Source organism: Celeribacter sp. (assembly GCF_048266405.1).
Lineage (GTDB): Bacteria > Pseudomonadota > Alphaproteobacteria > Rhodobacterales > Rhodobacteraceae > Celeribacter.
In genome coordinates, this window is the sequence record NZ_JBLWZO010000021.1 from 1 (window position 1) to 24,153 (window position 24,153).

The window sequence follows — 24,153 nt, forward strand, 5'->3', positions numbered from 1 at the left end:
AGGCCTATGAGATCGACGCCTGAGCGGCAGCAAGAAAGTTTTGATGAGATAATCAAGTGGCCCGACCTTCCCAGGTCGGGCCGTTTTTTTTGTCTGTGATACGGAGACCTATGAGACGGGTGCGGGGTAGGGGCGCGGCCAGTAGGGATCGTGGAACGGCCCTTCGGGCGGAGATGAGGAGGCGGCGACGACCTTGTCCGCGTGCCCCTTCACCATCCCTTCGAGCAGGGCGGTGGTCATCAGCGCATCCAGTTCGGCGCGAATGTCGGGGCGTTTGTCGATCAGGTTCTCCTGCTCACCCGGATCACTCTCCAGATCAAACAGCGCCTCGCTGCCCACATAATAGCGCGATAGCTTCCAACGCCCCCGACGCATCATCATCCCGCGTGCGGTAACACCGAAAATGGCGCGGTCCTCCTCCGCTTCGCCCAACACGGTGCCGCGCGCGTGCGCAGCAGGAGGCAATCCCGCCCACGACAGGAAGGTGGGAAAGAGGTCGATCAGCGAGACAGGGGCGGTCTCCACACGCGGTGCGGGGGTGCGGAAGTCCGTGACGATCATTGGCACGCGGATGGAGGGCTCGTGAAAAAATCCTTTGCCCATCAGGCCGAAGTCTCCGAGGTAATCCCCGTGATCGGAGGCGAAAACGATGATGGTGTTTTCGAGTTGCCCCGTCTTGCGCAGCGTCTCGATCAACATGGCGATATCTTCGTCGAGCCGCTCGACCGAGACCGCGTAGTGATGGCGTATGGCGCGGATTTGCGCCTCCGTTAGTTCCGAATAGTCGAGCCCCGCCCAGTCCTGCTTGTAGCCTGCCACCAGTTCGGGCAGCACCTTTTCGCTCTCCGCCGTGCGCGGCAGGGCAGGCGGAAGGGCGGCAGGGTCAACGCGTTCCAGCGCCTCGGCGGGTGGGTCATAGGGGCAATGCGGACCGGGAAAGCCGACCATCATGGCGAAGGGTTGATCCCCCTTGAGGCTGCGCAAATGGTCGGCGGCGCGATGCGCTACCCAACGGTCGACGTTCAGGTGGTCGGGCAGGGGATTGATCGCGGCTCCCTTAGTTTCGTCATAAAGCTCCATGTCGCGCCCGTGCAGCTTGTCATATCCTTCTGCCTTGAGCGCGTGGTGGTAGTCGTCGCGCACATGGATGTGACGTTTGTCTTCGGCAATGATGCGGTGCTGGAAGCCTTCGCTGATATCCCACGGGTAGAAGTGCATCTTTCCGATGGCGGCTGTGTGATAGCCGTTGGCGGCCAGCCGTTCTGGCCATGTGGCAATGCCCATCTCGCAGCGGTCGGGACGCAGCCATGACGCATTGTTCATGATGCCCGTCTCGTGTGCGGGTTGTCCCGTGAGCATCGAGGCGCGGGCGGGGACGCAGATCGGCGAGGGGGAGATCGCGGTCTCGAAGCGGGTGCCTTGTGCCGCCAGCCCGTCAATCGCGGGGGTGCGCAGGAAATCCGCCCCGTAGCAGCCGAGGAAGTCGTGGCGCAACTGGTCAGGCAGCAGAAAGAGGATATTGGGTGCGCGGGTCATGGCGGCTCTCCGTTTCAGGGGGTGAGGGCCTTGATCGGGCCTTGTGTCGGGAGGTAGATATAATCATCATATCTTTGCGCGTCTACAGGGCTGTGCCGCGTCACCGTGATCTTCGGGGTGGAGCGTCCGTGGCGTCTTGCGTGAAAGGGGGCGTGCCCAAGCGGGACGCGAAGGGGCATGGCCCCGCCTATGGACAAGGTGAAAATGGCGGAAAAGGATAAGTTCACCTTGGCGTTTCACGCCGGATGGCGTAGCAAAGAAGATAAATCATGTGTGAAAATGGCCCTCGTGACGCCCAATACTATTCGGTTAACACTCCTATGAACACATCCAGCCCCATTGCCCTGACTGCGGACGGTGCAGATACCTCGCAAACCGCAATCTACGATGCGATCCGCCATGATATCTTGTCGGGGGCGTTGGAGGCGAATGCGCGGCTGAAAATCTCCGAACTCGCCAAGCGGCACAACACATCCACCAACCCTGTGCGCGAGGCGCTGCAACAGCTTCGTGGGGAAGGGTTGGTCCTGTTCACGCCGAACCGTGGTGCGCGGGTGCGCGCCATCGATATGGAATTCGTGCGCGATGTCGCGGAGGTGGGCTATCAGCTTGAACCTTATCTGGTGACCTTCTTCGTCGAGACCGCCAGCGAGGAGGATATCGAGGCCTTGGAGGCTATCCAGACCGAGATCGAGACGATCAACTTCGCCGACAAGGCGCGGCATACGGAACTGAACCACCAGTTCCACGAATATATGTATGAGCGCCACTACAACCGCGTGGCCTTTGGTGTATGGAAGCAGCACCGCGAAATTCTCGGTTCCATCAGCACGCGGGTGCCCATTGCCATCGGGCGGCAGGAAGCGATTGTTCAAGAGCACCGCGACCTGATTGCTGCGATCAGGGAACAGGATGTTGCGCGCACAGTGGAAGTGCTTAACCGCCACATTCAACATGCAGGTCGCCATGTGGTCGACCAACTCCGCATCAATGAGACGCGCACGCAGGGCCAGTCTCTTTAGAGCCCCCTGATCTTCGTGCTGCTCACCCGTTCTTGAAACGGTTTCGTGTTCGATTCGAGCCGCACCTGCCTCTCGCGCGGGCCGTCTGTGAACCTATCTCCTTGTAAGTACACTTATTTTTGCAAATGGAATACAGTAGCTAAAAAATAATGTACAATTTTCAAATATCGTGTCATGATTTGTTAAAGATCATATAAATGGAGGTGCCAATCGTGGCTCCCGAGACGACATTGCCCCTTGCCTCTCCTGCGACCGCCGTCGCCGAAACTGCCGCCTGTATCGCGGAAATCGAACCGATCCTTGCGCGGGTCGGGGGGCGGAACCAGCTTCTGGTGCGCGTAGAGACGGAGGACGGTCTCGTAGGGTGGGGAGAAAGCGGGCTGTCATCGCGCGAGGCGGCGGTGGCCGCGACGGTGAAGGACTACGCCCGTTTTCTCATCGGACAGGATTCACGGCGCATCGGACGGATGTGGCAGCAATGCTACCGCAGCCAGTATTTCGAGGGCGGGCGTGTGTTGACGGCGGCGATCTCGGCCATTGATATCGCGCTCTATGACCTCCTCGGCAAACGTCTCGGCATTCCCGTTCACCAGCTTCTGGGCGGCAAGCAGCGCGATGTGGTCCCGACCTTTGCCAGCTTCCTCGCGACCTCCGACACGCAGGCCATTGAGGCCACGCGCACTCTGGTTGATGCTGGGTGGGACTGTGTTCGCATCTATCCTTCTGGCTTTGACAATGAACACTTCCTGCCGCGCGCCTCGCTGGGTCAGACGGCGCAGACCCTGATTGCCATTCGCGAAGCCTTCGGTCCCGACCTGTGCCTCGGCATCGACTTGCACCATCGCTACACCCCTGTGGAAATCGCCAACCTCTGCGCCAAACTGCCCGCTGGCGTTCTCGACTTCCTCGAAGAACCGATCCGCTGCGAAAGCCCCGAGGCTTATGCCGCCCTGCGCCAACAGACGGATATTCCCTTTGCTGTGGGAGAGGAGTTTGCCTCCAAATGGCAGGCTGCGCCTTATCTTGATCAGGGGCTCACGCAGTACATGCGCCTCGACATATGCAACATCGGCGGGTTCACCGAGGCTATGAAAGTCGCAGGCATGGCGGAGCGCTACTATGTCGACCTGATGCCGCACAATCCTCTGGGCCCGATCTGCACGGCAGCAAGCGTCCATATGTCGGCGGCGGTTCCGAATTTCTCATGGCTGGAAACGCGCCAGTCCCCCGTTGAAAACCTCGGCTTTCATGATCCGGAGGTTTTCCCCGTCCAGATCGAGCTGGACGGCCCCGTTTACCCCGTGCCCGACACTCCGGGCCTAGGGGTGGAAGTCAACGAAGCCGCTATTCGCGCCAGCGTGCCTGAACATGTGGAATGTCCGCATCTGGTTCGGCCCGATGGTTCCGTCACCAACTGGTGACATTCTAACCCTGAAGGAGGAGACATGGGTTACTTTAGCAGAACACGAAATGTGCTCACGCCGTCGATTGCGGCGTTGGCTATGAGTTTCGCTTTGCCCGCTTGGGCGACAAATTTTACGCAAGCGCCAATTCTTGGCGAGCGCGTTTCCGCAGGTGAATTGCCGCCTGTTGAAGAGCGCCTGCCTGAAAATCCGCTTGTATTCGAAACAGTCGAAAGCATCGGCGAATACGGGGGCACGCTGCGCCGTGCCATTCTCGGCGGCGGCGACCAGCACAATATCGTCCGTGTGATCGGCCACGAAAATCTCGTGCGCTGGTCGGTGGACTGGACCGAGATCAAACCCAACATCGCGGAAAGCTGGGATGTGTCCGAGGATGCAACCACCTTCACCTTCCATCTGCGCGAAGGGATGCGGTGGTCGGACGGCGAACCCTTTACCGCCGATGACATCATGTTCTGGTACGAGGTGTTCATGGACGAGCGCCTGACGCCGTCCAAACATGCGATTTATGTCGGTCCCGAAGGGCCGGTGAAAGTTTCCAAGATTGACGACTACACGGTCGAGTTCAAATTTGACGAGCCGAACGGCCTGTTCATTCCCAATCTGGCCTACGGGTTCGGCTACTATCCCGTCAACTATCCCAAGCACTACCTCAGCCAGTTCCATGCCGACTACAATCCCGACGGCATTCAGGCGTTGATCGATGCCGAGCCTGCGGCGGATGACTGGGTGTCGTTGTTCATGCTCAAGGCAGGGGCCATGCATACGCCTGCCTTCTGGCAGAACCCCGACCGCCCGACGCTCCATCCGTGGAAGCTGAAGAACGCTTACGGGTCGTCGGACCGACTGGTGGCCGAGCGCAATCCCTATTTCTGGAAAGTCGATGCAGAAGGGCAGCAACTTCCCTATTTCGACCGTATCACTTGGGATCAGGTCGAAGACCCTGAAACCATCCTGCTCAAGGCGTTCAATGGCGAGATCGACTATATGAACCGCCACCTGGGACGGCCCGCGAATCGCGCGGTCCTCACTGATAATGCCGAGCGCGGGAAGTATCATTTCTTCGACACCAACGATCTGCCGTCCAATGGCGCGATCCTGATGTTGAACCTCAACAACCCCGATCCGGTGAAGAACGAAGTCGTCAACAACAAGGATTTTCGCGTAGGTCTAAGCTATGCGGTCAACCGCCAAGAGATCATTGACCTGATCTATCTCGGTTCCGGTCGTCCTGCGCAAACCGCGCCGCAGCCTGTCTCGCCGCTCTATAACGAGAAAATGGCGAAGCAGTTCACCGAGTATGATCCCGACAAGGCGAACGAGTATCTCGACAAGGTTCTGCCCGAAAAGGATGACGAGGGTTTCCGTCTTGGTCCTGATGGCGAACGGTTCTCACTGGTCTTTATGGTGGCGGATGTCTTTGGTGCGCAATTCCCTGATGTGATGGAGCTGGTGTCGATCTATGCCGCGGATGTCGGTTTGGATATTCAGATCCGCATGAGCGATCGCAGCCGTTTGCAAGAGCTTGCCTCATCGGCGCAGCACGACGCCTACATCTGGAACTGTGCGGGTGGCCAGTCGGACGCCTATACTTCGCCCGAATGCTACCTGCCTTTCGGTTCGGCGGTCTACTGGGCACCAGAATGGGCACGCTGGGGCGTGGATCACAACACAGGGATCGAGCCGCCAGAAAACATCAAGGCGCTGTTCGACCAGTATGATTTGGTGAAATCCGCTCCCGATGCTGACACGCGCAAGGCGGAGATGGAGAAACTCCTGGAGATGTCCGCAGACGCCTTCCTCACCATCGGTCTGGTTCAAAGCGATCCTGCATTCGGTGTTGCCCGCAACAATGTGCGCAACGTTCCCGATCCGCTGCCGATTTCCGGACAGCTCTGGTATCCATCTCCCTACGTGAGCCAGATGTACTACGAGGGCGGTAAGGAACTGCCGTAACTCCGCTCCCGTGTCGACCCAAGGCTCCTCCCGCCTTGGGTCGCATTAAACGACAGCGGGCGGCGATGGCTCACATCGAGCCAGTGCTGCCCAAAGCGTTCCCCCCGAATTCTACGTATGAAAGAACACCCATGCTTGGTTTCGTATATAGGCGGTTGTTGTACATGATCCCGACGGTTGTGTTGGTATCTGTCGTAACCTTCCTCATCATCCAACTGCCCCCTGGTGACTATCTTGACACGCTGGCCGCCGAGCTTTCCGACAGTGGTGGCCTCGACGAAGGCACCAAGGAAGCGCTGCGTGTGCGCTACGGTTTGGGCGAGCCGTTCTTTGTCCAGTATTGGAAATGGATCAGCGGCATCGTTTTCCATGGCGATTTCGGAATGTCGTTTGAAAAAAACCTGCCTGTTGGCGATCTGATCTGGGACCGGCTAGGGTGGACTTTCGCGATCTCACTGCTGACACTCCTGTTCATCTGGGCGGTTGCTCTGCCCATCGGGATCTACTCGGCGGTGAAGAAATATTCCTTTGGCGACTATGCCGCGACTTTCTTCGGTTTCATCGGCCTTGCTGTGCCCAATTTCCTGCTGGCGCTGGTAATGATGTATGTGGCCTTCAAGTATTTCGGCCAATCGGTCGGCGGGCTGGTGAGCCCCGAATTTATCGGCGAGCCGTGGACCACGGAGAAATTCGTTGATCTGCTCAAACACATATGGATGCCGATCTTTGTCGTGGGCACGTCGGGGGCCGCAGCGCTGATCCGCATCATGCGCGCTAACCTGCTCGACGAGATTTACCGCCCCTATGTTGTCACCGCGCGGGCCAAGGGCATGTCGGAATTTCAATTGCTGATGCGTTATCCCGTGCGCGTCGCGCTCAACCCGTTCATCTCCACAATCGGGTGGATTTTGCCGACGCTCGTGTCGGGCGAGATCATTGTCGCGGTTGTGATGAACCTGCCGACCACAGGTCCGATGCTGCTGCGCGCGCTTCTGGTGCAAGACATGTATCTCGCGGGGTCACTCATCTTGATCGTGAGCTTGCTGACGGTACTCGGCACCCTGATCTCCGATCTGCTTCTGGCATGGATTGATCCGAGGATTCGTTACCAATGACCGAACAGACAACAAATCCCGCCGACCTGACGTCAGCCGCGACGGCCTCCGAGCATATGCCCGATCTTCTCGGCCCGTGGACGCTTATGTGGCGCAAGTTCCGTCGCCACAAGATTGCCTACCTGAGCCTTTGGGTTGTGGGCTTTATCTACCTGCTGGCGCTTTTCGGTGAGTTCTTTGCGACATCCGATATCCACGAAACCAACCGTCGTGCGCCCTTCGCGCCCCCGATGGGTATTCATGTCACCACGCAAGACGAAGACGGCGGACGGTCGTTCCTGCTGCACGCGAAGGGGCTGAAGCTGACGCTGGACAAGGTCGAGCGGCGCAGAACCTTCGTGGAAGACCCTGATAAGATCATCCCCTTGGGGTTCTTCGTCAAAGGGCATGACTACAAACTGCTGGGCCTGATCCCGACGGATCGGCATTTCTTCGGCCCCGTTAATTCGCGTGACCGCGTCTACCTTTGGGGCGCGGATCGTCTGGGGCGCGATATCTACAGCCGTATCGTTATGGGAACACGTATCTCCATGTCCATCGGCCTTGTCGGTGTGGCAATGTCTCTGGTGATCGGCGTCGCGCTTGGAGGGCTGTCGGGCTATTACGGCGGCTGGGTGGACAATGCCATCCAGCGCCTGATCGAGTTCTTGCGCTCGATTCCCACAATCCCGTTGTGGATGGGGCTCGCTGCCGCAATCCCGCTCGACTGGCCGCCACTTCAAACCTATTTCATCGTGACCATCATCGTGTCGATGATCGGCTGGACCAGTCTGGCGCGAGAGGTGCGCGGCAAGTTCCTGTCGATGCGTAACGAGGATTTCATCACCGCAGCACGTCTCGACGGGCTAAGTGATGCCGAGGTGATCCGCCTGCACATGGTTCCCGGATTTTCGAGCCATATCATCGCCTCTCTGACCTTGGCGGTGCCGCTGATGATCCTTGCCGAAACCTCGCTGTCATTCCTTGGAATCGGGCTACAACCGCCGATTGTCTCATGGGGCACGCTTCTCAAGGAGGCGCAGAACATCCGCACCATCATTCAGGCACCGTGGCTTTTGATCGCACCAGGTTCGGTGATCGTGATGGCCGTGCTTGCACTCAACTTTTTAGGGGACGGACTACGCGATGCCGCAGACCCACATGCAAACTGAACCGCTCGTCGAAATCCGCGACCTGCAAACCCATTTCTTCACCGAGGACGGGGTGGTCAAAGCGGTGGACGGTGTTGATCTCGATGTCTTTGCAAACCGCACGCTTTGCATCTTGGGAGAGTCCGGTTGCGGCAAATCCATCATGGCGCGCTCTATCCTGCGCATTGTTGATGCTCCCGGAAAAATCGTCGGTGGCTCCATTACCTATCGCAATGCAGAAGGGCGCAGTGTCGATCTGGCGCGCGAGCGGCACGGGTCGCGGGCATTGAGGAGCATTCGCGGGCAAGATATCGCCATGATCTTCCAAGAACCGATGTCCTCGCTTGGGCCTGTGCAGAAGATCGGTCGCCAGATCACGGAAACCATCCTGCTGCACCGCAAGGTGAGCAAGGCCGAGGCGCGCGAGATTGCCATCGACTTGCTGGATCGGGTCGGCATTCCCCGTCCCGCCGAGCGGTTCGAAGCCTATCCGTTCGAGCTGTCTGGCGGGATGCGCCAGCGCGTGATGATCGCTATGGCTCTGTCCTGCCGTCCGCGCCTTCTGATTGCGGACGAGCCGACAACGGCGCTTGATGTGACCACGCAGGCGCAAATCCTCGACCTCATTGCCGAGCTGAAAGAGGAGTTGGAAATGGGGGTCATGCTGATCACGCACGATTTGGGCGTGGTCGCCGAAGTCGCCGAAGATGTGGCGGTGATGTATATGGGCAAGGTGGTGGAGCGCGGCGATGTGAACGCCATTTTCGAAGCGCCGCAGCATCCCTATACCCGCGCATTGTTGGAATCCGTGCCCCGCATCGGTCAACCGCGCCGCGACCGTCTGCCCGCGATTGAAGGTATGGTGCCGCACCCCTTGGCGCGTCCGTCGGGCTGCACCTTCCGCACCCGATGCCCCCATGCCATCGAGGGGTTGTGTGACGTGCGCACACCCGAACTGAAACCTGCAGGCCAAACCGATGCGGCCTGCTTCCTTCTGGATGATGAGGTGCGCCATGGCTGATGCTCTTTTGCAAGTGCGTGATCTTGATATGTATTTCTCTGGTGGGCGCGCCTCGTCCGAGGGTGTACGGGCGGTCGATAAGGTCTCGTTCGATGTCAAACGCGGCGAAAGCTTCGGGATCGTGGGGGAAAGCGGATCGGGCAAGACAACGCTCGGACGCTGCCTGATGCAGATACAGAAGCCCACGGCGGGGTCGGTGCGGTTTCATGGTAAGACACACGCGGGCGTCGAGCTAACCGAAGCCGATGCCCAGACCCTGCGCGCGATCTGGCGTGACATCCGCATGGTGTTCCAAGACCCGCAATCCTCGCTCAACCCGCGTCTTCGGGTGATTGACCTGATCGGGCAAAGTCTCGAACGGGCCGAAGGGCTCAAGGGGCAGGCCCTTGCCGACCGCGTGTCGGAGCTTCTGCGTCAGGTCGGATTGCGTCCCGAATTCCTGCACCGCTACCCCAATGCCTTTTCCGGCGGGCAGCGGCAGCGCCTCGGGATCGCGCGCGCACTGGCCACGAAGCCCGAGTTGATCATCGCTGACGAGGCGGTTTCTGCGCTTGACGTGTCCATTCAGGCGCAGACGTTGAACCTGCTGATGGACCTGCACGACGCCTTTGATCTGACTTATGTCTTCATCGCCCATGACCTCGCGGTGGTGGAGCATTTCTGCGATCGTGTGGCCGTGATGTATCGTGGGCGGATCGTGGAGTTGGCCGACACACAGACCCTGTTTGACAGCCCCCGTCATCCCTATACGCGTGCGCTTCTGGCCTCGGTTCCGATCCCGGACCCCAAGGCACGAAAGCCGCGGGCGCGGATCAAGCCCGTGGAGGTCGCGGTCAAGGGAGTAGGCTGCCAGTTCGCTCCCCGCTGTCCGCATGCCACCGACCTTTGCACCAGCACACGTCCCGAAACGCGCCATGTCGGCGGGGCGGATGTGGCGTGCCACTTTGCGGGGGAAATCTGAGAATGAACGCAACGCATGGGGCGGCCCCGTTTGCCAAGAAGATGTATATCGCGGGTCGCTTGGTCGAAGGCGAGGACAGTGTCCGCGTGGTCAATCCTGCGACCTGTCGGGAGGTGGTGACACTGCCTGCCGCGGGGATGGGGGATGCGGATCGGGCGCTGGAGGCGGCGCGCGATGCCTTTCCGATCTGGTCGAAAACGCCTGTCAGCGAGCGGCAGGCGTGGATGCTCAAACTGCGCGATGCGGTACTTGCCAATGAAGAGCATTTGCGCGCCTGTGTGCATCACGAGATGGGGAAGTCCTGGGCCGATACACAGGAGGATTTCGACCTATTGGAACGCGCACTGGGCTATTACGCGCAGGAGATTGCACGGGTTGAGGATATTCCGCTTCCCGACAGCGCAGGCACCCATACGCATCGTCTCGTTTATGAACCCGTGGGCGTAGCGCTGGCCTTTCTGGCGTGGAACTTCCCGCTTCTCAACCTCGCCTACAAGCTGGCCTCTGCAATGGCGGCGGGCTGTCCGATCATCATCCGTCCCTCGGAGAAAACGCCCGTGTCGGCCTATGCCGTGGGCGAGCTTTGTGCGCAGATTGGCTTGCCCGAGGGCGTGGTTCAGATATTGACAACCGCCAGCTACGATGTTGCCGACCACCTCACGGCCTCGCCGGTTCCCGCGATGGTGACACTCATCGGCTCGACCGAGACGGGGCGCCACATCATGTTCACGGGAGCGACCTCGATCAAACGCTACTCGATGGAGCTGGGTGGCAACGCGCCTGTTCTTGTATTCCCTGACGCAGATATCGACGCGGCGGTGGATGTGGTGTGCGGAGTCAAGTTCAGCAACGCGGGCCAGATTTGCGTCTCCCCAAACCGTGTCTTTGTCCATAGCGACGTGCTTGATGACTTCACACGCAAAGCGGTGGAGCGCGCGCAATCGGTCAAGGTTGGCTGGGGGCGTGAGGAGGGGGCGGAGATGGGCCCCGTGATCGACGGGCGCGCATGGACGCGGCTGAAATGCATGATCGACGAGGCGGACCTCAATGGCGCACGGGTGTTGACGGGCGGCACGCGGCCTGCGGGCCAGACGCAAGGCCATTTCCTCGCACCTACGGTTCTGGCGGACGTGACCGAGACGATGCGGGTTTACCGCGAGGAGACATTCGGTCCCATCGTGAGCATCATTCCTTTTGACGATGACAGCGATCTGGAGCGCATGGCGAACGACTGCGGCGAGGGCGGGCTGGTGGCCTATATTTTCACCCGCGACAAGGCTCGCGCCGAAGCCTGGACAGCACGCCTGCGCTACGGGGAAGTCCAGATCAACGGCGTGAAATACGACATCGATCTGCCCCACGGCGGGATCGGCCAATCGGGCATTGGCCATGATTGTTCGCCTCTAGCATTGCAGGACTATCTGGTCGTCAAGCGGGTCACACATTTGAATGATGACGGGCGTTTGCAGAGCACTGTTCGCATTTAGAAACAACCAGAAATCAACTGACCTTGGTTTGATGCGCTGTTACTTGGCGACTTGCCGCGAGTGGAGGGGCCATTGAGGCTATGGCGTGCTTCAAAGCCTCAATGGCCCAAGTGCAGTTGCGCAAACGACCACTCTTATGGGCGTTGCGCATCAAAGGCCTTTACGATTTCAGCTGCTCGTTTCGCGACGTCGTCAGGTGAATGTCCAACTGAATAGATCCCTGATCCGATACCAAAACCGGTGATGCCCACCTTAAACCAATCTGCAAAATTGTCCGGCCCGACGCCGCCAACGGCATAGGTTTTTGTTTCCTTTGGGAGGACCGCTTTAATCGCGGACAAACCCTTGGTTCCTACCAAAAAGGCAGGGAAGAACTTCAGGCCATTTGCCCCATGCCGTAGAGCCGTGAAACACTCGGTGGGCGTGGAGACACCGGGAAAGGAAGCCATTCCACAAGCTCTGGTCTCTTCGATCACATCGGGATTGGTGTCCGGTGAAACGATGAGCTTGCCGCCCACGGATGCAACATCGCGCACAGTCTGCCCTGTTAAAACAGTGCCTGCACCAATGGCGGCTCGATCGCCAAAATTGTCCACCAAAAGGCCGATACTATCCAATGGATTTGGCGAGTTCATTGGGACCTCAATCGTTGTGATCCCCGCATCAATCAAGACCTGTCCAATTGCGACGACCTCGTCTGGTCGCACGCCTCGTAGGATTGCGATTATCTCTCTAGGCATAGTTGGCGTTCTTTCTGGATTTTGTACGCGGATACAAGTCCTGCAATTGTCATCTCATCGGTGTTCAGTGCGCGTGCGGCAATTCCGACCAGACCGAAGGCTTGCGAATAGAGCTTGGAGAGTTCGGGGGCGCCGATAAGAGTGACGTTCCGGTTTTCCCAAAAGCCACGTGTCGCACTGAGTTCCTGACCGATAAGCAGGCCCGACAGGCGCGCGCGCGCCTCGGCTGCCGATTGAACCGAAACCAGCATATTGGCGCGAATTCCGAACAAGAGGCGCGGAACAGTCTCTGGCTCTTCTAACGCTATGTTTACGGCATCTTCGAATGCGGCATCGCTCCAGCCGTCGACGAGCATCGAATGAGACAATACGGATTTTGAGGAAAAGAGACCGAACTGTTCTCCCGTCATGCAAGTCTCAAAATCGAGGATCGACTGGTTTTTGACCCGGACCCATTTCGTGTGCGTTCCTGGTAGACACACAGTGCCAGAGAAATCGGGATGGTGGTGAAGTAGCCCTGCAATCTGGGTTTCTTCACCTCGCATTACGTTGGCGGGTGAGAGTTGTTTCACACCGGGTAGGATGCGGACGTCGCGCGTTGTGCCGAGGACTTTAACTGCATCGTTTCCGAGTGCATAGAGAGGGGTAGGGGTTGGCAAGTAGGGTGCTTCGCACCATCCTTGTGCGGCACCAGCCATGCCGCAAACGACAACAGGCACATCATGGGCAATGCCGATCTTGGCAATGCTGTCGTCAAGTACACTGCCATAGTCACTGCGCTTCAAATTTGCCATTCCAAATGGACCGTTGGTGAAGGCAGCCACGGTGCCATCTGCCTCCAACGCCCACAAACGAAAACTCGTTGTGCCCCAGTCCACGCCAATGAAAGCCACGTTGTTCATGTCTTACCTTCCCATCAGTTCAGGGGCCAAAAGCGTTGGCAGCCCAAGTGTAATTGCAGGGAAGAAAACGATGACCAGCATCAAGGCACAAAATGCGCCGAAAAATACCAGCGTCCAGCCAAGGCCCTTGGAGAGCGGAATTTCCGCGATGGTGCAGGCAAGCAGGAGGCTGATCCCATAGGGTGGCGTTATCTTCCCAATTGCTAACGCCATGATGACCAAGATGCCCAACTGCAATGGATCAGCTCCGATTGTCGTAGCCACTGAAGCCAGAACAGGAACAAAAATCAGCATAGCGGGCGCGGGGTCCATAAATGTCCCGAGCAACAAGAACAGCACGGATGCAAAGATCAGGAACATCGTCGGGTTGGATGCATAGGTTTCGAACAGTCCTCCCGCTATGTCGAGAATGCCGTAGAAGGACATCAACCAACCAAACAACGTCGCTGTCCCGACGCAGATCATGACGACCGCAGTCAACATGACCGTTTCAACCGCGACATCCATCAGAATTTTGAAAGACATTTTGCGGTACACGAACATACCGACCAGAACGACGTAGACGGACGCCACTGCTGCAGATTCCGTTGCCGTCATGACTCCTGTCATGATGCCACCGATGATGACGCCGATGACGGAAACTGGGATTAAGCCCTTTGCGAGTACTTCGAGTTTCTCCGCGCGGGGTTTCTTTTCAGTGGTGGGCAGGTCGATGCCATACTTGTGCGCGTAATACCATGCGACGACCAACTGGGTCAGACCGACGAGAATGCCCGGAATGTAACCCGCGATGAACAGGGCTCCGATCGACACGTTTGCCGATGCTCCATAAATCACCATCAAGATGGAAGGGGGGATAATCGACCCGATGGCAGAGGATGCGGCTGTCAGGGAGGCGGAGAAGCCGGGCGAATAGCCTTTTTCCTTCATGGCGGGGACCAAAATTGCCCCAATACCGGCGACGTCTGCTGTTGATGAGCCAGACACGCCTCCCATGAGCATCGAGGAGACCACGTTGATATGGGCCAGCCCGCCTTTAATCCGCCCAACCAACAGATCGGACAATCGCACAATGTCGCGCGTTACGCCGATCCTGTTCATCATCAGGGCGGCAAACATGAAACCCGGAATGGCAAGCAGCAAGAAGTTGTCGATGCCCGTAAACAGCTTTTGCGGCAGCACCACGATATCGAGGCCCGGGTCGACGGCAATGGTTATCACGCTTGCAAACAGGAGTGACACCGCGAGTGGAACGCCGACAGTGAAGAGGATAACGAAGCTGACGAGGAGGATCGAAAGTGCGAGTTCCGGACTCATTTCAAATCCTCCACGGTAAGATCGGCCCTGTTGGCTTCCAAGAGGTCTTCGAGGCCCGCCGCTGTCTCTTCGGGATCGGAAAACAGTTGTTCGAGAGCCATGAGCGCGATCAGTAATCCGCCTATCAATAAAGAGGCATAGATGTAGATCATGCGGATGCCTGTGGACGGGTTTTTCTTCAGCAATCCAAGCTCGACAAAGTTGATCGACGACCATGCAATGATCAAACCGCCGATTGCGACAATCATAAGCATCGCGTAGCGGTGAAATGTTTTCGCTCTCCCCCACAACAGTTTTTGAATCAAATCGACTTCAAAGTGCGTCCCCTTACGCACCGCGATGGCCGTGCCGAACATGACCATCCACAAGAAACAGAATGGCACGATGTACTGGATTTCCGGAATGGACGTGAAGAACACATAGCGTGTTAGCACTTCGACGAAGAGGCAGGCGAGCAGCACCAAGCACATCAGCGCGGCTGATTTCTCCAGCCCCCACTCCAACCTGTCGACAATCGATTTTAGCATCGCATTCTCCTTGAAGCGCTATTAAAACGGCCCCCACCGATAGGCAGGTGAGGGCCGCACGGGAGGAAGTTTAATTGGCAGCGGCCGAGATTGCGGCGGCGAGATCCTCGATACCCTCATCCGCAGCAAAGCTCTCGATGATGGCCGCGGAGGCCTCGATCAGCGGGCCCTTGTCAGGCTCGGTGAACACCACACCAAAGTCGGATTTCAAGGCTTCCATGTTTTTGATGTCCAGCTCGCCCTCTAGTGCAACGTCGAAGTCAGCCGCTTCGATGGCTGCTTCACGCACAGCAGCTTGTTGCTCTTCCGTCAGATCGGCGAGAGCTGCGGAGTTCGCGATGAACGGACGCACGGTGATCGAGTGCTGCGTCAAAGATACGTTCTTTGCGACTTCTGCCCAGCGTGCGGTAGTAAAGGTCGAGAACTCGTTCTCGGCACCGTCAACAACGCCCGTCTGCAACGCTGTGTAGGTTTCGGGGAATGCGACGACCGACCCCAAGGCACCGAGGCTGGACCACCAATCGAGCATGACGGACCATTCCCATGTGCGCATTTTGAGACCCTTGAGGTCCTCAATGCCGTTAATGGTCGCATTTGTCGTGATCATGTTGCGTTGCGCGCCACCGAAGTAGCCCAAGACGGCCACGCCTGTCGCCTCTTCATAATCTGCAGCCATCTGCTGGCCGATTTCGCCGCGCGTGACAGTCATCATATGATCGATGCTTGTAAAGACGTAGGGCAATTCCAGAAGACCCATTTGGGGTGAGTATTCTGCCAGAACGCCAGGCGTCGACACCGTAAAGTCGATGATACCGGTTTGAACCGCATCCAGAAGTTCGGGATTGGATCCCAAAGCGCCATTGTCGGAAACGGTTACAACAACGTCGCCGTTGGTCTTCTCTTCGACCAAACGCGCGAACTCACGCGCGGAAATCGAATGCGGGTGATCGGTCGGTGTGACGACACCCAGCTTGAGTGTGACATCTTGGGCGAAGGCTGCACTTGAGAGTGCAACAAGGCTCGCGGTAACGAGGGCTGTTTTTGTGAAAGACATCAGTTTCATGGTTTTCCTCCCATTAAAGTAGATTGGTAGCAATCGACGTTCAGGTGTTGCCGATATCGAAATGGCGGATGAAATCGCGGTCAGGTGCAATGCCTAGACCTGGGCCGCCAGAGATGGCCCAATAGCCATCATTGCCCGCGACTTGCCTTTGAATATTCAACGGCTCGGTCAGCAGGTCGTCGCGGAACTTGTTGTCTGTTGTGTCGAACTCAAGCAGCGCGCCGCAGCCGGTGATGCCCTCATCGGTTTCGACCTCGACCAGATGGGCGGTGCTCTTATGGTAATACTGCTGCGAATAGCCGAGGGGTTCGGGAAGATCGTAGCTCAGTACATGGCTTTTAATTTTAATAGTCTTCATTTCATTATTCCTCGCGCGCTATTCCGACTTGCGGGCCGGAGCGCATCGAAAACTTCTGGGACCACCGATGAAGCCGCGATAGTTTTTTGTGGCTGGCCTTTAAGCTCTGGGGCGCGAAACTACCGAACCTTCCTCAGCGTCTGTGGGTGGGACACACACACAGTTTGTTCATTCATATTATGTTTGATAGCGTTGTTTATAAAATAAAACAAACGTAGTCAACGTTGCCTTCAACATAGACAGGCGAAAGTTTGACGGCCGGAGTTGGCTGATGCTTCGCGTTGGTCGGATCGCGCCAGCGGTTGTCGGCGTCAGTGATTGCTATGACAAGGTGCTGGCCGAAACAGTCAACGGATCGTTCAATGACAAGGACATTCGCAGATGTAACCTAGGCAGACCCGTGGGACACTTGCATTGCTATTGTAGCTTGGCTCTGAGGACTTCGTGAGGGAGCTTGGCGTGTGTATGCCCTGCTGCAGACTCTCTTAAGGAATGAGGGGGCAGCGGGGGCAGGTCATTAGTTTTTTCTTTTGGGAGAGCCGGTGGATTTTCTAAAAATTTGCCGTAATGGGAGCGAGAATACAACTTTAAGGGCAGTACTTTGAAACCACCTTGAGCGCTCATATTGCTATACATTCTGCTACACAATTTCGGTTCTGAAATTTTATAAATATTTGTTTTTGTTTGGTATTGTGTTAGAGTGCTTGTTCGAGTGGCAGACTGAGCCTCCGCCACCATACATTTTTGTACACTTTGTAATGGGTCGCCTTGGGCGGCCTTTTTCTTTGTTTAACAAGCGTTTGCGCGGGTTTTTTCTTTTTGTTGGATTTATTTCGAATTGCCTCGTTTGTTTTCCTTGGGTGGTATGTTGGAAGGCCATGCCAACCAGCACTTTGACTGATATGCGCGCGCCATATTTGCTTTGGCCTTTTTGGGGGCATTGCGGGCTGATACTTTAGCTTCGCTGCGGATCAAGCATATTGATCCAAAGAGGAAGCTGATTTTGCAAGATGGAAGTGTTGTTCGTGCAAAAGCAGGCAAGAGTATCACAATCTTCTGGTTCCAGATCCCGCCGGTGTTTTCTACCACAGTTTTAGAGTGGATTGATCGCCTCAAGTTGTTGGGCTTCACAGGGGAGGATGCGCTTTTCCCCGACAGTAAATACTTGACTCATCGCGTTGGTCCAGCCGCGCAAACCGTTGTCCCTGTTATGTCTTCGACTCATGCCGTGACCGAAGCATTCGCTGTTGCGTGTCGACATAGCGAGATCAAATATACGTCACATGCAGCGAAACACACCATCGGGGCCGAACGTGATGTCCGCTCGCTTACGCATGAGGAGCGCAAGGCATGGTCCCTCAATATGGGGCACGATAGCGAGGTCACGACAGAACGCCATTACGGGACGATGTCAGACGATCGGCGGTTTGAGGTTTTGGAAAACATTGGCTCCAAGATGACCATTGATCCTCGAGCTTTGTCGGATGCTGAAAAAGCCAAGATGTTTGCCGTCTTTTTGGACGTCGCCGGCGGTAAGGTGTGAGGGGGCCAGAATGCTATCCGATGTCATTGTTTGCGTAGAAGAGAGCGCCCTCGGCAGGACAAACGACCTTGCCTCAAAAAATGGGCGCTGTAGAAGGTTGCGCGGCCTATCTTTAGTTCTCGGGCAATGGTCGTTGCCTCATCCCGGCCAATTTGTGTCCCTCAGGTTCAGCATATATGGATCTAAATGGCATGAATTTCGAGATTCCGCGCGTGCTAAGTAGACATGTAGTAGTGCTTTCCACAGCTGACGCGGACAGATATTATGAGGTTGCTCATTCGTCATGTGAGCGCAATATTGAAGAACTGCCGAGCGTGTCGTTTTAGGGGATTACATGAGATTCAAATCCAGCCTCAGTCATTTAGATCCAGTTGCGTCTCGTTCCACCGTTGGCGACACTGTATATCGTGCGTTGCGCGATGCGTTGACTGTTGGGCGATTTGATCCCAGCCAGGTTTTGACGATTTCTGCGATGTCACAAGCGTTTCAAACTAGTCATATGCCAGTCCGCGAAGCTTTGCGGCGATTGACTGCTGAGGGTGCGTTGGAGGTTGGGTCCAGTGGCTCTGCACGTGTGCCTGCAGTGGATCGCAAGCGTTTGGATGACATCATCGAGGCCCGCGTGCTTTTGGAGCGCAAGGCTACGATGCTTGCTGCGACTTGGGTAACGGAAGACGCTGTAGATGAATTGGCGCGGTTGGCCCGCATCCATTCTGAGGTCGCAAATCATCGCGACGTACATGATATGCTATTGAAGAATAGAGATTTCCACTTCGCAATCTACCGAGCATCCGGTTCTGTCGTGCTGCCATCATTAATTGAAACTCTTTGGCTTCAATATGGGCCTTATATGCGGATGCTTTCCGACCAGCTCAATAGTACCTGGCGCGATGGGGATCATAAGCCTTACGCCCTTGGGCATATGGAGATTGTTGAAGCGCTGCGCAGCCATGATGCCGACCGCGCAGCTGATGAGGTAGAGGCCGATATTCGCCGCACCCAGACCCAACTGCAAGCTGCGCTGCAGGGTCAATTGGCCGGCAGTTAATCAGCGCGTTTTAGCGCGGTAACCTCTAGTTCTATCTTCATTTGCTCTTCGGCCAATTGCACGATGACAGTTGTGTTGGTGGGGCGAGGTTCACTAAACGTGCCACCCAAAATTGTAGAGACGGGCATGATATCGTCACGCGTCGTTAGAAACACGCGTACGCGCACAATGTCCTGCAAGGTTGCGTTTGCCTGCGCCAAGGCTTCGGAGATGTTTGCTAAGGCTTGGTGGGTTTGATCTTCCACACTTTCAGGAACCTCGCCGGTTTTGAAATTATAACCTACGGTTCCAGAAACAAAAATAAATTCTCCATCAACGATGGCGCGGCTGTAGCCCGCTAGTGTTTCGAACTTTGAACCGGACAAAATGGCTTGTCTCGTGGGGTTTGTCATTTTGATTTCTTTCTACTTGCGCATTTGATCAAACCCAGAATAGGCTAAGAAAATCAACACGACAACGATTCATACTGGATAAAGCAGAGCGCCATGCGGAAACTTTCAAGACGTATTACTGACACCTCCCCTAAAAGCTACGGTATGTTTGCTAAGGCTGCGGGCGTTGATCACACGAATCGTGACATTATCCATTTGGAGCTTGGCTGCCCGTATCACACCACGCCTAAGCACATCGTCGATGCTACTGTGAATGCCTTGCGCAGCGGCGAGGTACACTACAGTGATTTGCCCGGATTGCCGCAGTTTAGGGAGGCCATTCGTGATAAGCTCATCGCTTACAACGGCATTCAAGTCACATCAGATGATGTCATTGTGACCAATGGATTAACCCAAGCATCCTATGCGGCCTTTATGGCTCTCGTTGATGATGGGGATGAGGTTATTCTGGTTGAGCCATACTACCCCCAGCATTTGGGAAAGATTGAAATGGCTGGAGGGAAGCCTGTTATCGTCGCCCTTGATCCCAATGATAACTATAGGCTTGATGCCGAACTGATCGAAAAGGCTGTAACGCCACGCACCAAAGCTATTGTGTTGGTCAATCCGTGTAATCCGACAGGGCGTGTGTATTCTCGCGAAGAGCTGATGGGTGTCGCTGATCTTGCTCTGCGCCATGATCTGTATGTCATTGCCGATGAGGTCTACGATCAAATCGTATTTGACGATGCGGAGCATGTAAGCATCGCGTCGCTTCCCGGCATGCAAGAACGCACTGTGTCGATGTACGCTTTCACGAAATCCTTTGCCATGGATGGCTGGCGGCTCGGTTACCTCACAGCAGGAAAAGAGGTTCTGGGCGCGATCGCTAAGGTTGTTGCAAGCGAAGTTACTCACGTAAATACGTTCATTCAATATGGCGGGATCGCAGCATTGACGGGCGCGAGTGAAATTCTGGCCGAGATGGTGGCGGACGACAAGCGCAAGCGCGACTTGGTTGTTTCGCGTCTCAACCAAATGCCAGGGGTTGTTTGCGCGCGCCCAGAAGGCACCATTTATGCCTTCCCCAATATTTCGGCTACGGGACTGAAAAGCCAACAAGCTGCTGACCTTTTGCTTCAGGAGGCGGATGTGGTGGTGGAATCTGGCGCGTTTTATGGGCTGGCCGGTGAGGGTTTTCTGCGCGTGTGCTTTGGGTCCGCAAGCTATGAGCGCATCGAAACCGCAATGGATCGGATGCAAACATTCTTCAATAAACTGTGACGCTGTAAGTCATTGAAATAAAAATACTACGGAAAAACCGTGGAACAAAAAATCAAAACTAAAAAAGAACCAACAGAGAGAGAACTTAAAAATGTCAATTCGCGCGATAACCGCCGTTGCTTTGCTTTTCGCAACAAGTGCCCACGCTGAAACAGTTTGGGATATGCACATCAACTTCCCTACCGGAAATTTTGATACGCAAAACGCCATAAAGTTTGCAGATGCCGTTAAGGCGGAAACAAATGGTGACGTTGTGATCAACGTTATGGCTGGCGGCTCACTTGGGCTAAAAGGGCCGGAAGTACTCGGGGCGGTTCGTGACGGCATCGTTCCGATCGCACATTTCCATCTTGATACCGCGGTTGGTGACGAGCCGTTCTTCGGCATTCAGGGGCAACCTTACCTGACACGAAATTTTGACGAGGCGGCAAAGCTGGATGCGCTAGCAAAGCCTGTTTATGAGCAGATTGCCGAACGCAACAATCAAAAAATCCTGTACTCCGTCTTCTGGCCTGGTGCGCACCTTTATACCAAAGCCCCTGTCGCGGAAGTTGCGGACCTTGAATCGCTGAAAATCCGTACAGCAAACAAGTCGAGCACAGAATTTTTGTCTGACGTCGGTGCCGCTCCTGCGTTGATGCCTTGGGCCGATGCACTTGTCGCGCTTGCCTCGGGCGGCCTTGATGGTATCGCAACGTCAGCCACTTCGGGGGTGGACGGAAAATTCTGGGAGTTCATGGATGCGGTTACAACCACCAGCTATGTGAACCCGACCGCGGTTGTGAGTGTCAATCTTGATAGCTTTAACAAGTTGTCTGCAGAAAATCAGCAGATCATTGCGGACATTGCGGAGCGTATGCAGCCCGAATTTCGAAGCGTTGCCGAGCAAGAAGACAGTGTTCGCCTGCAGGAGCTTGCGGATGCGGGTATGAAAGTCTCGGAGCCAAGTGAAGCACTTTCAGCAGCGCTTGAAGGGGCCGCCGAAAAACAATGGGATCACTTTGCAGAAACTTCTGGGCCAGATGCTCGCCCCGTCCTTGATGCATATTTGCTTGAGCGCAACTGATGCCGCTCCGTTCCCTCAATCGCGTGGTTAACGTCTGTTCAAAAATCGCTGAATCAACAGCAGCGGTATTCCTTTGGCTGATTTTTCTCGTGCTGTTGGGGGAACTGTTGTCACGCAACCTTCTTTCCCGCTCTTTGGCGGGAAGTTGGGAGCTGGCGGCGTTTATGATGGCTGCGATGTTTTTTCTGGGACTTGCACCAGCGCTTATCACAGAGAGCCATGTGCGTGTCACCATGCTTTCAGGTCGTCTTAAGGGGCGATTGGCTTGGCTTGTAGAGGCGGTGGTTTTGACCGTCGCCTTTGTCGTCAGCAGTTACGGCGCAATTGCGCTTATAAATCTCGCCCTTACGTCGCTTCAAAGAGGATCGCGATCATGGGAATTATCGATCCCTCTGGCATTGCCGCAAGCCTTTGTAGCTCTCGGCATGACGTTGTTCGCCTTCACGTTCGCAGCCAGATTAATCTTACTCTTATTTAGTAGTGATGAGTTGAGAGAGGAAGAACTGTGATGACTATTCTTATCTCAACGCTTGTTGGTGTCTTCCTTGTCTTGTTGGCAAGTGGTGTGTGGATTGGCCTGTCAATGATAGCCACGGGCATCGTCGGGCTGGGTGTTTTCCGAGACCTTCCTGTTGATAAAATCCTTGGGCAAAGTTTATTCAACACCGTCAGTTCGACCGAGCTATTGGCTTTGCCGCTCTTTATTTTGATGGCAGAAATGCTGTTTCGTACGCGCTTGTCTGAGAATATGTTTTCAGGTTTGGCCCCTTGGACGACACGTCTTCCTGGCCGCCTGCTGCATATCAACATCGTCGCGTCTACGCTGTTTGCGGCCGTCTCCGGATCTTCAGCGGCGACAACAGCAACTGTCGGACGCATTACGCTGAGTGAGCTTGATAAGCGCGGGTATGACCGCGACATTGCGATTGGATCCCTTGCTGGGGCAAGTACAATTGGGTTCTTGATCCCACCTAGTCTGCCCATGATTATCTATGGGGTTCTGGCAGAGGTTTCTATCTTGCAGCTGTTTATTGCGGGGATCATTCCCGGATTACTCCTCGCCTTTGGATTTAGTCTTATGACGATGGCGCTCAGCATTTATCGCGGGACGTCCAAGGCCGGCGGAGAGACTTATACACGTCAAGATCGAATCCAAAGTATCCGCGACTTGGGGCCAATAACGGCGCTGATTATGTTGTTGATTATCGGCCTCTATAGTGGATTTGCCAGCCCAACAGAAGCGGCAGCTCTGGGTGTAGCGGGGGCAATGGCGCTTGCGGCATTCTCTGGGGATTTGTCGTTTGCAACACTTCGCGCTGCGGCTGTGTCGACTGTATATACCTCAAGCATGCTGGCCCTCATTACGAGCGGAGGCGCTTTCCTATCTGTGGCATTCAACTATCTAGGTATTCCAACTTTTGTTGTTGGGTTTGTTACCGATGCAAACCTGTCGCCGGTGGGTATTGTTTTGGTCCTGCTGGTTTTGTACCTTTTCCTTGGTTGCATTCTCGATGGCATGTCGATGATTGTTGTCACCCTTCCGATCACATTGCCGGCCATTCTCATTGCTGGATGGGATCCGCTTTGGTTCGGTATTTTTCTGGTCGTTACCATTGAAATGGCACAGCTGACGCCGCCAGTTGGGTTCAACCTTTTCGTTATTCAAGGCATAACAAAAGAACCCATGATGCGGATTGCGAAATCCGTCGTGCCATATTTTGGGGTTTTACTTGTCCTGATGGCATTGTTGATTGCAGTGCCGGATATTGTTCTATGGCTGCCGAGTAAACTCTAAGAAGACGGCGCGCCTCCTTGTCGAGCGACTTCGGCTCACCAAGGTGAGTAGAAAGGGCTTTAGGAGGCACGTCCCACGACCGGGAAAATCAGACCCCAAAGCGGTTCTCGCGATGTTAGCGGCAAACCACCCGCTGCGGCCTATTGGCAGAGAACTGCGACACCCAACTCCAGCTCTCGGGACTTGCTTTGCAAGCACTTCCGCCCAACGGATCAGCAGGTGCAAAGAGTAGCTTAAGCGCGCCAGGCCCTGTTCCCCAAATGGGCGGGGGAGGGGCAGTTCATTGGCAAAAATATAGTCTTGTTGGATTTTGCCTATAAAGAGCATGCAAAACGGGGCCCTCTTGAGGTCAATTGTAACCACCTCATTGGCACCGCCTTCTTGGTGATCAGATAAGATCTTAAGCTCTGTCGTTATTGTCGTCGTTATGGACGTCGTTTGATGCGGAGCAAGATATGCGTCATAAAGTGATTGTCGGTGTCGAGCG

General features: G+C 55.7%; 22 protein-coding genes. 14 read left to right on the forward strand and 8 right to left on the reverse strand.

The window, feature by feature from the left end; genetic code table 11:
• Window positions 1-108 precede the first annotated feature (108 nt).
• Window positions 109-1,536: a sulfatase gene (locus tag ACN0TS_RS17950; RefSeq protein ID WP_417260701.1), complete on the reverse strand. Its 1,428-nt coding sequence runs from the start codon at window positions 1,534-1,536 to the stop codon at window positions 109-111.
• Between the two features lie 269 nt (window positions 1,537-1,805).
• On the opposite strand from ACN0TS_RS17950, the gene ACN0TS_RS17955 reads away from it, so the two are divergent.
• The 8 genes from ACN0TS_RS17955 to ACN0TS_RS17990 all read left to right on the forward strand — a co-directional run bounded on the left by ACN0TS_RS17955 (window position 1,806) and on the right by ACN0TS_RS17990 (window position 11,652).
• Window positions 1,806-2,558 (forward strand): GntR family transcriptional regulator, encoded by a 753-nt coding sequence (locus tag ACN0TS_RS17955; protein ID WP_417260702.1) that lies wholly within the window; start codon window positions 1,806-1,808, stop codon window positions 2,556-2,558.
• Between the two features lie 197 nt (window positions 2,559-2,755).
• Complete coding sequence (locus ACN0TS_RS17960) at window positions 2,756-3,979, forward strand: mandelate racemase/muconate lactonizing enzyme family protein (protein ID WP_417260703.1); 1,224 nt, start codon at window positions 2,756-2,758, stop codon at window positions 3,977-3,979.
• Between the two features lie 24 nt (window positions 3,980-4,003).
• Entirely contained in the window at window positions 4,004-5,938 is a 1,935-nt protein-coding gene (locus tag ACN0TS_RS17965; RefSeq protein WP_417260704.1) for an ABC transporter substrate-binding protein, read from the forward strand.
• A 131-nt stretch (window positions 5,939-6,069) separates the two neighbouring features.
• Complete coding sequence (locus ACN0TS_RS17970) at window positions 6,070-7,053, forward strand: ABC transporter permease (RefSeq protein WP_417260705.1); 984 nt, start codon at window positions 6,070-6,072, stop codon at window positions 7,051-7,053.
• Window positions 7,050-8,204: an ABC transporter permease gene (locus tag ACN0TS_RS17975; RefSeq protein WP_417260706.1), complete on the forward strand. Its 1,155-nt coding sequence runs from the start codon at window positions 7,050-7,052 to the stop codon at window positions 8,202-8,204. The genes ACN0TS_RS17970 and ACN0TS_RS17975 overlap by 4 nt, the downstream gene beginning before the upstream one ends.
• Complete coding sequence (locus ACN0TS_RS17980) at window positions 8,179-9,204, forward strand: ABC transporter ATP-binding protein (RefSeq protein ID WP_417260707.1); 1,026 nt, start codon at window positions 8,179-8,181, stop codon at window positions 9,202-9,204. Before ACN0TS_RS17975 ends, ACN0TS_RS17980 begins: the two co-directional genes overlap by 26 nt.
• Window positions 9,197-10,165: an ABC transporter ATP-binding protein gene (locus ACN0TS_RS17985; protein ID WP_417260708.1), complete on the forward strand. Its 969-nt coding sequence runs from the start codon at window positions 9,197-9,199 to the stop codon at window positions 10,163-10,165. The genes ACN0TS_RS17980 and ACN0TS_RS17985 overlap by 8 nt, the downstream gene beginning before the upstream one ends.
• A gap of 2 nt (window positions 10,166-10,167) precedes the next feature.
• Complete coding sequence (locus tag ACN0TS_RS17990) at window positions 10,168-11,652, forward strand: NAD-dependent succinate-semialdehyde dehydrogenase (protein ID WP_417260709.1); 1,485 nt, start codon at window positions 10,168-10,170, stop codon at window positions 11,650-11,652.
• Between the two features lie 134 nt (window positions 11,653-11,786).
• Here the strand turns inward: ACN0TS_RS17990 and ACN0TS_RS17995 are convergent, their stop codons facing one another.
• The 6 genes from ACN0TS_RS17995 to ACN0TS_RS18020 all read right to left on the reverse strand — a co-directional run bounded on the left by ACN0TS_RS17995 (window position 11,787) and on the right by ACN0TS_RS18020 (window position 16,559).
• A complete protein-coding gene (locus ACN0TS_RS17995) occupies window positions 11,787-12,392 on the reverse strand; it encodes a 2-dehydro-3-deoxy-6-phosphogalactonate aldolase (RefSeq protein ID WP_417260710.1) in 606 nt (201 codons plus the stop codon).
• A complete protein-coding gene (locus tag ACN0TS_RS18000) occupies window positions 12,377-13,294 on the reverse strand; it encodes a 2-dehydro-3-deoxygalactonokinase (protein WP_417260711.1) in 918 nt (305 codons plus the stop codon). Before ACN0TS_RS18000 ends, ACN0TS_RS17995 begins: the two co-directional genes overlap by 16 nt.
• Window positions 13,295-13,297: 3 nt before the next feature.
• The gene (locus tag ACN0TS_RS18005; protein WP_417260712.1) at window positions 13,298-14,611 is read right to left on the reverse strand and encodes a TRAP transporter large permease; all 1,314 of its coding nucleotides are present in this window, start codon (window positions 14,609-14,611) and stop codon (window positions 13,298-13,300) included.
• Window positions 14,608-15,138 (reverse strand): TRAP transporter small permease, encoded by a 531-nt coding sequence (locus ACN0TS_RS18010; protein ID WP_417260713.1) that lies wholly within the window; start codon window positions 15,136-15,138, stop codon window positions 14,608-14,610. Before ACN0TS_RS18010 ends, ACN0TS_RS18005 begins: the two co-directional genes overlap by 4 nt.
• Before the next feature lie 70 nt (window positions 15,139-15,208).
• The gene (locus ACN0TS_RS18015; RefSeq protein WP_417260714.1) at window positions 15,209-16,201 is read right to left on the reverse strand and encodes a TRAP transporter substrate-binding protein; all 993 of its coding nucleotides are present in this window, start codon (window positions 16,199-16,201) and stop codon (window positions 15,209-15,211) included.
• A gap of 40 nt (window positions 16,202-16,241) precedes the next feature.
• A complete protein-coding gene (locus tag ACN0TS_RS18020; protein WP_417260715.1) occupies window positions 16,242-16,559 on the reverse strand; it encodes a hypothetical protein in 318 nt (105 codons plus the stop codon).
• 940 nt (window positions 16,560-17,499) lie between these two features.
• Here ACN0TS_RS18020 and ACN0TS_RS18025 point away from each other — a divergent pair.
• The gene (locus ACN0TS_RS18025; RefSeq protein ID WP_417260716.1) at window positions 17,500-18,102 is read left to right on the forward strand and encodes a site-specific integrase; all 603 of its coding nucleotides are present in this window, start codon (window positions 17,500-17,502) and stop codon (window positions 18,100-18,102) included.
• 334 nt (window positions 18,103-18,436) lie between these two features.
• Window positions 18,437-19,150 (forward strand): GntR family transcriptional regulator, encoded by a 714-nt coding sequence (locus ACN0TS_RS18030; RefSeq protein ID WP_417260717.1) that lies wholly within the window; start codon window positions 18,437-18,439, stop codon window positions 19,148-19,150.
• Here ACN0TS_RS18030 and ACN0TS_RS18035 read toward each other — a convergent pair.
• Window positions 19,147-19,542 carry a RidA family protein gene (locus ACN0TS_RS18035; RefSeq protein ID WP_417260718.1) on the reverse strand — a complete coding sequence of 132 codons (396 nt, stop codon included), beginning with the start codon at window positions 19,540-19,542 and terminating at the stop codon, window positions 19,147-19,149. The genes ACN0TS_RS18030 and ACN0TS_RS18035 overlap by 4 nt on opposite strands.
• 93 nt (window positions 19,543-19,635) lie before the next feature.
• On the opposite strand from ACN0TS_RS18035, the gene ACN0TS_RS18040 reads away from it, so the two are divergent.
• The 4 genes from ACN0TS_RS18040 (at window position 19,636) to ACN0TS_RS18055 (ending at window position 23,666) form a co-directional block, all read left to right on the forward strand.
• Complete coding sequence (locus tag ACN0TS_RS18040; protein WP_417260719.1) at window positions 19,636-20,805, forward strand: pyridoxal phosphate-dependent aminotransferase; 1,170 nt, start codon at window positions 19,636-19,638, stop codon at window positions 20,803-20,805.
• Window positions 20,806-20,896: 91 nt separating this feature from the next.
• On the forward strand, window positions 20,897-21,871 hold the full coding sequence (locus tag ACN0TS_RS18045; protein ID WP_417260720.1) for a TRAP transporter substrate-binding protein: 975 nt from the start codon (window positions 20,897-20,899) through the stop codon (window positions 21,869-21,871).
• On the forward strand, window positions 21,871-22,380 hold the full coding sequence (locus ACN0TS_RS18050; RefSeq protein WP_417260721.1) for a TRAP transporter small permease: 510 nt from the start codon (window positions 21,871-21,873) through the stop codon (window positions 22,378-22,380). The genes ACN0TS_RS18045 and ACN0TS_RS18050 overlap by 1 nt, the downstream gene beginning before the upstream one ends.
• The gene (locus ACN0TS_RS18055) at window positions 22,380-23,666 is read left to right on the forward strand and encodes a TRAP transporter large permease (RefSeq protein ID WP_417260722.1); all 1,287 of its coding nucleotides are present in this window, start codon (window positions 22,380-22,382) and stop codon (window positions 23,664-23,666) included. Before ACN0TS_RS18050 ends, ACN0TS_RS18055 begins: the two co-directional genes overlap by 1 nt.
• Window positions 23,667-24,153 lie beyond the last annotated feature (487 nt).

Bases quoted from the DNA above. Each gene is read 5' to 3' on its own strand.
- ACN0TS_RS17950 (WP_417260701.1), bottom strand. From the start codon at position 1,536: ATGACCCGCGCACCCAATATCCTCTTTCTGCTGCCTGACCAGTTGCGC.
- ACN0TS_RS17955 (WP_417260702.1), top strand. From the start codon at position 1,806: ATGTGTGAAAATGGCCCTCGTGACGCCCAATACTATTCGGTTAACACT.
- ACN0TS_RS17960 (WP_417260703.1), top strand. From the start codon at position 2,756: ATGGAGGTGCCAATCGTGGCTCCCGAGACGACATTGCCCCTTGCCTCT.
- ACN0TS_RS17965 (WP_417260704.1), top strand. From the start codon at position 4,004: ATGGGTTACTTTAGCAGAACACGAAATGTGCTCACGCCGTCGATTGCG.
- ACN0TS_RS17970 (WP_417260705.1), top strand. From the start codon at position 6,070: ATGCTTGGTTTCGTATATAGGCGGTTGTTGTACATGATCCCGACGGTT.
- ACN0TS_RS17975 (WP_417260706.1), top strand. From the start codon at position 7,050: ATGACCGAACAGACAACAAATCCCGCCGACCTGACGTCAGCCGCGACG.
- ACN0TS_RS17980 (WP_417260707.1), top strand. From the start codon at position 8,179: ATGCCGCAGACCCACATGCAAACTGAACCGCTCGTCGAAATCCGCGAC.
- ACN0TS_RS17985 (WP_417260708.1), top strand. From the start codon at position 9,197: ATGGCTGATGCTCTTTTGCAAGTGCGTGATCTTGATATGTATTTCTCT.
- ACN0TS_RS17990 (WP_417260709.1), top strand. From the start codon at position 10,168: ATGAACGCAACGCATGGGGCGGCCCCGTTTGCCAAGAAGATGTATATC.
- ACN0TS_RS17995 (WP_417260710.1), bottom strand. From the start codon at position 12,392: ATGCCTAGAGAGATAATCGCAATCCTACGAGGCGTGCGACCAGACGAG.
- ACN0TS_RS18000 (WP_417260711.1), bottom strand. From the start codon at position 13,294: ATGAACAACGTGGCTTTCATTGGCGTGGACTGGGGCACAACGAGTTTT.
- ACN0TS_RS18005 (WP_417260712.1), bottom strand. From the start codon at position 14,611: ATGAGTCCGGAACTCGCACTTTCGATCCTCCTCGTCAGCTTCGTTATC.
- ACN0TS_RS18010 (WP_417260713.1), bottom strand. From the start codon at position 15,138: ATGCTAAAATCGATTGTCGACAGGTTGGAGTGGGGGCTGGAGAAATCA.
- ACN0TS_RS18015 (WP_417260714.1), bottom strand. From the start codon at position 16,201: ATGAAACTGATGTCTTTCACAAAAACAGCCCTCGTTACCGCGAGCCTT.
- ACN0TS_RS18020 (WP_417260715.1), bottom strand. From the start codon at position 16,559: ATGAAGACTATTAAAATTAAAAGCCATGTACTGAGCTACGATCTTCCC.
- ACN0TS_RS18030 (WP_417260717.1), top strand. From the start codon at position 18,437: ATGAGATTCAAATCCAGCCTCAGTCATTTAGATCCAGTTGCGTCTCGT.
- ACN0TS_RS18035 (WP_417260718.1), bottom strand. From the start codon at position 19,542: ATGACAAACCCCACGAGACAAGCCATTTTGTCCGGTTCAAAGTTCGAA.
- ACN0TS_RS18040 (WP_417260719.1), top strand. From the start codon at position 19,636: ATGCGGAAACTTTCAAGACGTATTACTGACACCTCCCCTAAAAGCTAC.
- ACN0TS_RS18045 (WP_417260720.1), top strand. From the start codon at position 20,897: ATGTCAATTCGCGCGATAACCGCCGTTGCTTTGCTTTTCGCAACAAGT.
- ACN0TS_RS18050 (WP_417260721.1), top strand. From the start codon at position 21,871: ATGCCGCTCCGTTCCCTCAATCGCGTGGTTAACGTCTGTTCAAAAATC.
- ACN0TS_RS18055 (WP_417260722.1), top strand. From the start codon at position 22,380: ATGACTATTCTTATCTCAACGCTTGTTGGTGTCTTCCTTGTCTTGTTG.